1 pseudogene is annotated in these 1150 nt (G+C 50.0%); it reads left to right on the top strand.

Annotation, left to right across the window (positions count from 1 at the left end):
* A pseudogene (locus PGX78_RS08215) lies at positions 1–1150 on the top strand (translocation/assembly module TamB domain-containing protein); the annotation flags it as partial.

The following is a 1150-nucleotide window of genomic DNA, read 5'->3' as shown; positions in this document are numbered from 1 at the left end:
CCGTAGGTGATATGCCAGGCGTTCCGGTCGGTTTGGGAGCTATTATAAGCGGTGATTTCATTGTCGGCGGTAATACGAATGATTTGAATAATGTGGTTGTTCAGGGCAAGGCGCAGGGGAACGGTCTTTCTTACGACGGCATAGCCTTGGACGGCCTTTCGACCGATGTTCATTACGGTAACGGGATCTTGCAACTTACGGGGATTCACGGTTTCGTAGGCGGCGGTACGCTTCGTGGCGATTTCGCTTACAGCCTTTCGGACGGACAAACGGACGGGAACCTTATCATTACGGGAGCTCCCCTGGATATGTTCTCCGGCTTGGCAGGAGCGGACTTGCGCGGGACTGTATCGGCTGTTGTCCACGTAAGCGGTACGGAGCCGATCTGGAGTATGGATTTAAACGCTGCAGACGGAGCCGTCAACGGCATGAGTTTCGACAATATTTACGGCAACTTGCACGGTACGGGACGACAGATTGTTATTGATGATTTGGCGTACCGTTATAAAGACGGTTCACATCGCGCATCGGGCAGCATAAATCTCGATAGCGGCATTTTGGACTTGCGGATTGATACGCAACATGCACGTCTGGAACAAGTGTTGAAGGCTACGGGTAAAGACCTGACCGGATTTACAGGTTGGGTTAACAATACGGTCCATATAAGCGGTACGACGGATAATCCGTCCGTTGAAGGTAAGGTCATTCTTTCTTACGGTTCGGTCAAAGGCTATCTTTATGACTACGTACAGGCTGATTACCGCATGGACAACGGTGTGTGGGAATTGACGAATGGACGTGTATCCGCTTATGATGCGACGGTACACTTCTCCGGCACTGTAGGAGATCGGTTAAACCTCGATGTGGACGGGTCGAATTTGGAAACGGATCGGCTTATTCATCGTAAAGACGTATCTTTGAAGGGAGCCCTCAACTTACAGGCCCATGTAGGCGGTACCTTGGATAATCCGTCTGTAGGCGGTTCCGTAAAAGGCGCATCTTTGGTTGTCAACGACTTGCCGTTGGATAATATTTCAGGGAACTTCACGTACGGTGACGGTATTTTACGACTTCATCGTTTCGGATTTACCCAAGGCGACGGTAAGTATGAAGCCGAATTGATGCATAACGGCAAAAACGGTCGTATTAT

This window comes from Megasphaera sp. AF13-6AC, assembly GCF_027685385.1.
Lineage (GTDB): Bacteria > Bacillota > Negativicutes > Veillonellales > Megasphaeraceae > Megasphaera > Megasphaera micronuciformis.
Note: the sequence above shows the minus strand (reverse complement) of the source record. Positions and strands in the feature narration are given on the sequence as shown.